The sequence below is a fragment of the Protofrankia sp. Cj3 genome (genome assembly GCF_917627355.1).
Taxonomy (GTDB): Bacteria; Actinomycetota; Actinomycetes; order Frankiales; family Frankiaceae; genus Protofrankia.
The window spans coordinates 7249-12254 of sequence record NZ_CAKJTR010000155.1 but is presented as its reverse complement, the minus strand read 5'-3'; the positions used below and the strand labels follow the sequence as shown (position 1 = coordinate 12254).

The following is a 5006-nucleotide window of genomic DNA, read 5'->3' as shown; positions in this document are numbered from 1 at the left end:
TAAGGCGCGCGCCCAGCCCCGCGACGCCGCGTCCCCTGGTGCCGGACGCCCTATGCGAGGGCGCTCTCGACGACCGCGGACAGGCGAGCGGCGATCGCTGTCGCCTGGGCGGTGCTCGGCGCCTCCACCATGACCCGCACCAGCGGCTCCGTGCCTGACGAACGCAACAGCACCCGGCCCTCATCGCCCAGCTCGGCCTCTGCGGCCGCCACGGCCGCGGCAAGTGCCGGTGAGGTGGAAACCTTGGAACGGTCGACGCCCCGGACGTTCACCAGCACCTGCGGCAGCCTTGTCATGACCTTCGCCAGCTCCGCCAACGGGCGGTCGGTCTCGGCCATCCGGCCCAGCACCTGCAACGCCGTGAGCAAGCCGTCCCCGGTCGTCGCGTGCCCGAGAAAGACGACGTGCCCGCTCTGCTCCCCGCCGAGGGACAACGCCCGCTCGCGCATGGCCTCCAGTACGTAGCGGTCACCGACGGGTGTCGCGATCACATTGATACCGGCGTCCCGCATCGCATGATGCAGGCCGAGGTTGGACATCACCGTCACTACGAGAGTGTCGTCGGCAAGATCACCGCGTTCACGCAGCGCAAGTGCGCACAGCGCAAGGATCTGATCGCCGTCGACGACCTCGCCATTGGCGTCGACGGCGAGACAGCGATCAGCGTCCCCGTCATGCGCGATACCGGCGTCGGCACCGTGCGCAACCACGGCGGCCCGCAGGGAGTCCAGCTGGGTTGCGCCGCAGCCGTCGTTGATCCGGAGGCCGTCCCCGTCCGCATGCAGGGGAATCACGTCAGCACCAGCGGCACGCAACACATGTGGCGCCAACGCCGACGCGGCTCCCTGCGCACAGTCGACCACGACCCGGAGACCGGTCATCGGGGCGGGAACAGCCGCCAGCAGGAAGTCCGTGTAGCTCTCCACAAGTGCCGTATCGTCGCGGACGCGCCCGATCGCCGCCCCGGTGGGACGGTCCGACGCGGGGGTGGCGAGACGGCCGGCGATCTCGTCCTCGATCTCGTCCGGGAGTTTGTAGCCCCCGGCCGCGAACAGCTTGATGCCGTTGTCCGGCATGGGGTTGTGGCTCGCCGAGAGCATCACCCCGAGGGCCGCGCCCGCGCCGATCACCGCGTGCGCCACCGCCGGTGTGGGCACGACACCGATCCGCAGGACGTCCGCGCCAGCCGACGCAAGACCCGCGACGACGGCGGCTTCCAGGAACTCCCCGGATGGCCGCGTGTCGCGCCCCACGACCACAACCGGATGCCCGCTGCCGGCGGCATGATGCTCAGCGAGCACCCCGACGGCCGCGGCCGACAACGCCAACGCCAACTCGGCGGTGAGGTCGGCATTGGCGACCCCACGCACACCATCCGTACCGAAGAGCCTCGCCACTGCAAGATCCCGCGAAGCCAACGCGTCAGCGCTTGCTGTACTGGGGTGCCTTCCGGGCCTTCTTGAGGCCGTACTTCTTGCGTTCCTTGACCCGGGCGTCACGCGTCAGGAAGCCCGCCTTCTTCAGAATCGGGCGAGATTCCTCCTCCGCGAGGGTCAGCGCCCGCGCGAGCGCAAGCCGAAGGGCGCCCGCCTGGCCGGAAACACCGCCGCCATGCAGCCGCGCCGCCACATCGTAGGACTCGGTTCGGTCCAGCGCCTTGAGCGGCTCGTTGACAAGCTGCTGGTGGACCTTGTTAGGGAAATACTCCTCCAGGGAGCGCCCGTTGAGGGTCCACTTGCCGGTGCCCGGCAGGAGGCGTACCCGGACAACAGCCTCCTTGCGCCGACCGGTGGCGCGAGGGTTGCCCTGGGCGTCGGTCACGACAGCCACGTCGTCTGTCCCTTCCTGGTCAGATGGCCCGCGGCTTAGAGCGCCCGGCAATAGGGGCGTGGATCAAGGAGCGGGATTGAGGTACGTCTATCACGAGGCGGCGGAGGGAGCCACCCTGGCCTTGGCTGGCGACCGACGGCAACGGCGCGAGGCGTGTGCTCAACCTCGCGATGCCGCGTCCCCTCCTGCCCGCGCTCTTACTGCGCGACCTGGGTGATTGCGAATGGGTGGGGCTGCTGAGCCTGGTGGGGATGAGTCGGCCCGGCATAGACCTTGAGCTTGCTCCCCTGCGCCCTGCCCAGCTTGTTCTTCGGCAGCATGCCCTTGATGGCCTTCTCGACGATGAGCTGGGGCCGCGTGTCGAGCAGTGACCCATAGGGGGTGCTACGCAGGCCGCCAGGATAGCCGGAGTGGCGATGATACTGGGCCTGCTCCCGCTTGTTACCGCTCAGGGCAACCTTGCCCGCGTTCACGATGATGACAAAGTCACCGGTGTCGATGTGCGGCGCGAATGTCGGCTTGTGCTTGCCGCGCAGCAGCTGAGCGGCCTGGCTGGCCAGCCTGCCGAGCACCACGTCCGTGGCATCGATGACATGCCAGGCCTGCTGGACGTCCGTGGGCTTGGGCTGGTACGTGCGCACAGGTCTGCCTTTTCTTGTCAGCGGATGCATCTCATTGTGCCTTTGGGCCGCTCACGCAGCTTGGCGTGTAGCTCTCACAACCCGCCAGGAAGCTCAGGCCCCTCCAGACCGCCGATGACGCGAAAACCATGATCACATCACCCTTGGCCGGCTGGTCTTTAAGGTTACCAGGCGAATGACGCGGACGGTCGGCGAGGTCGCCAGCCTCATCGACATCCGTGAAGATCTACCAGGCACACCGTAGTCTGCGGGAGGTGGACGAAAAACCGCCAGAGCGCTCACCCGGCGTTTCGGGGGACTCCTTCGGGCATGCCGCCGATCCGTGGCTCCCGGCCATGGATGACCCGCTGTTCGGCCCGCTGCACGGATTGCCGCCGTCGATCAGGAGACCCACGTGGACGCCTGACGCGGGCGCCGCCCTTCCAGGGCTGGACGAGCCGGGACCGAGCGGCCCGGACGCGGGCGACGCGGACGCGGGCGACGCGGAACCGATTCCCGTGGAGAGCGCGGTCGCGTCGCCTCCCGATGACCGTGCTGAAGCGGCGCCGGCCGAATCATCGCCGCCGGCCGAATCGGTGACGGCGACTGACGGCATAGCGCCGGCCGCACCGGATCACGCGCGCCACGAGCCGGCCGCCGTTCCTCCCGCTGTTCCTCCCGTGACCCGGGGCTACCTCGTCAGACTGATCACGATGGCGAGCGCCGTAGCGGCGTTGGTGATCGCCTCGGTCACCGTTGTGGCACAACATGACAGCCGCGACAACAGCCAACACGCCGCGCGGGTGGCGGCGCCGAGCCCGGAAGCGGTCGGCCCCGCTGTCATCGACAGTGGGCGGACGGATGCCGATCCGATCACAGTCAACGAGTTCTTCAACACCGAGAGCAGCACTTTCGATCTTCACTCGTACCAGCGCCTCGCCTACCGGCTGGAGTCCGGGTGCCCGGGGCTCACCGGCGAGCTCACCACCGCGTTGTCCGGCGACCGCTGCCGCCAGCTCGTCCACGCGGTGTACCTGGGCGGACCGGATGCATCCGGGCGCCGGGTACTGGGGGCGGTGTCCGTCCTCGCTGTGGATGAGACGAGCACCGCCCAGAACGCGGCAAACCTGATCATCGCTGGGAGGGGCGGCATAACAGCCCTGGCCGTGCCGCCGGAGGCGCTGCCAGGCGCGCTGGTCACGAACCCGACGGGCGACAATTCCTGGCGGACCGCGCCAGTCAGCGGCCATTATCTGATCGTTCTTCAGCTCGCCTACACCGACGGTAGCCAGGGAGCCAGCAGCGATCCGGCGCTGGGTGCCGCCCGCCGGGATCTTGCGGTACTCGCCAGCGAGCCGATCTCTCGACGCACTCTCACCGGTCACGGACCACGGTGACTAGCGACCGGTGACCGGGCGGTCAGCCTGACGACGTGGTGGGAACCCGCACGGCACGGGTCACCGCCGCGCGTGCGGCGAGATCGGTATCGGGAGGGTAGCGCACCTCGACGAGGGTGAGGCCGTGCGGCGCGACCACGGTCACCGCCGAGTCGCGGACGCCCCGCACGAGAACCCGCGCGACCCACTCCCGGGGACGGCGTCCCTCCCCCACCGCGAGCAGCGCCCCCACCAGTGCCCTGACCATCGAGTGACAGAAGGCGTCCGCCTCCACGTCCGCCGTCACCACGCCGTCGTGGACCCGCGCCACGTCCAGACGCAGCAGCGTCCGCACTGTGGTCGCGCCCTCCCGCCGCCGGCAGAACGCGCCGAAGTCGTGCTCGCCCAGCAGCGGGATGGCGGCGTGCCGCATCCGCTCGGCGTCCAGCGGACGCGGCCAGGCCAACGTGTCGTGCCGGCGCAGCGGGTCGACGCCGTACGGCGCGTCCCCGATCCGATAGGCGTAGCGTCGTGACAACGCTGAGAAGCGGGCGTCGAACCCCCGCGACGCCGGTGCCAGACCTGTGATCCGCACTGATCGGTCCAGTACGCCGTTGAGTCTGCGAGCGAGCCCGCCAAGCGGGACATCATCCGGGATGTCAACGTGGGCCACCTGGCCGCGCGCGTGGACACCCGCGTCGGTACGCCCGGCAACCGTGAGCCGGACCGCGGGCAACCGCGTCACCCGCATCAGGGCATCCTCCACGTCACCCTGCACAGTCCGCCGTCCGGGCTGACGCGCCCAGCCCGCGAACAGCGTCCCGTCGTAGGCCAAGTCGAGGCGCAGGCGCTGCAGGCCGTCGGCGGCTTTCACGGCGCCCCGACGATTCCGGCCGGACATTTCCGGATCACATATTGGATCACATCGTCCCGCCGGATGCGAAGTGGTGGGGAGGACATCGGGAATCACCAGGATCATGCTGTGATGCGAAACACGAAGCCCACCATCCTCTAATGGATGGTGGGCTCGCGCAAAACGGGCGTCCTGCGGACACAGCGGACGGCCGGGCACACGATACGACCTTTATCGCGCACCCGGCGGTCCCGAGAGTCGCTACTCGGTCCTGGGCGTGCCGGGCTCGTCATCGACGGCCGCCCCGCCATCGACAGCCGTGTCGTT

The 5006-nt window shown here is 69.2% G+C and carries 5 protein-coding genes; 1 reads left to right on the top strand and 4 read right to left on the bottom strand.

The window, feature by feature from the left end:
* Positions 1-50: 50 nt before the first annotated feature.
* The 3 genes from glmM to rplM all read right to left on the bottom strand — a co-directional run bounded on the left by glmM (position 51) and on the right by rplM (position 2471).
* The gene (gene glmM, locus MJ783_RS18025; RefSeq protein WP_239311814.1) at positions 51-1397 is read right to left on the bottom strand and encodes a phosphoglucosamine mutase; all 1347 of its coding nucleotides are present in this window, start codon (positions 1395-1397) and stop codon (positions 51-53) included.
* Positions 1398-1422: 25 nt separating this feature from the next.
* Positions 1423-1830: a 30S ribosomal protein S9 gene (gene rpsI / locus MJ783_RS18020; RefSeq protein WP_239311812.1), complete on the bottom strand. Its 408-nt coding sequence runs from the start codon at positions 1828-1830 to the stop codon at positions 1423-1425.
* Positions 1831-2027: 197 nt separating this feature from the next.
* Entirely contained in the window at positions 2028-2471 is a 444-nt protein-coding gene (rplM, locus tag MJ783_RS18015) for a 50S ribosomal protein L13 (RefSeq protein WP_239311810.1), read from the bottom strand.
* Between the two features lie 218 nt (positions 2472-2689).
* Here rplM and MJ783_RS18010 point away from each other — a divergent pair, with 218 nt between their 5' ends.
* Positions 2690-3847: a hypothetical protein gene (locus MJ783_RS18010; RefSeq protein ID WP_239311808.1), complete on the top strand. Its 1158-nt coding sequence runs from the start codon at positions 2690-2692 to the stop codon at positions 3845-3847.
* 22 nt (positions 3848-3869) lie between these two features.
* On the opposite strand, the gene truA is transcribed toward MJ783_RS18010, so the two are convergent.
* Complete coding sequence (truA, locus tag MJ783_RS18005; RefSeq protein WP_239374943.1) at positions 3870-4727, bottom strand: tRNA pseudouridine(38-40) synthase TruA; 858 nt, start codon at positions 4725-4727, stop codon at positions 3870-3872.
* Positions 4728-5006: the final 279 nt, after the last annotated feature.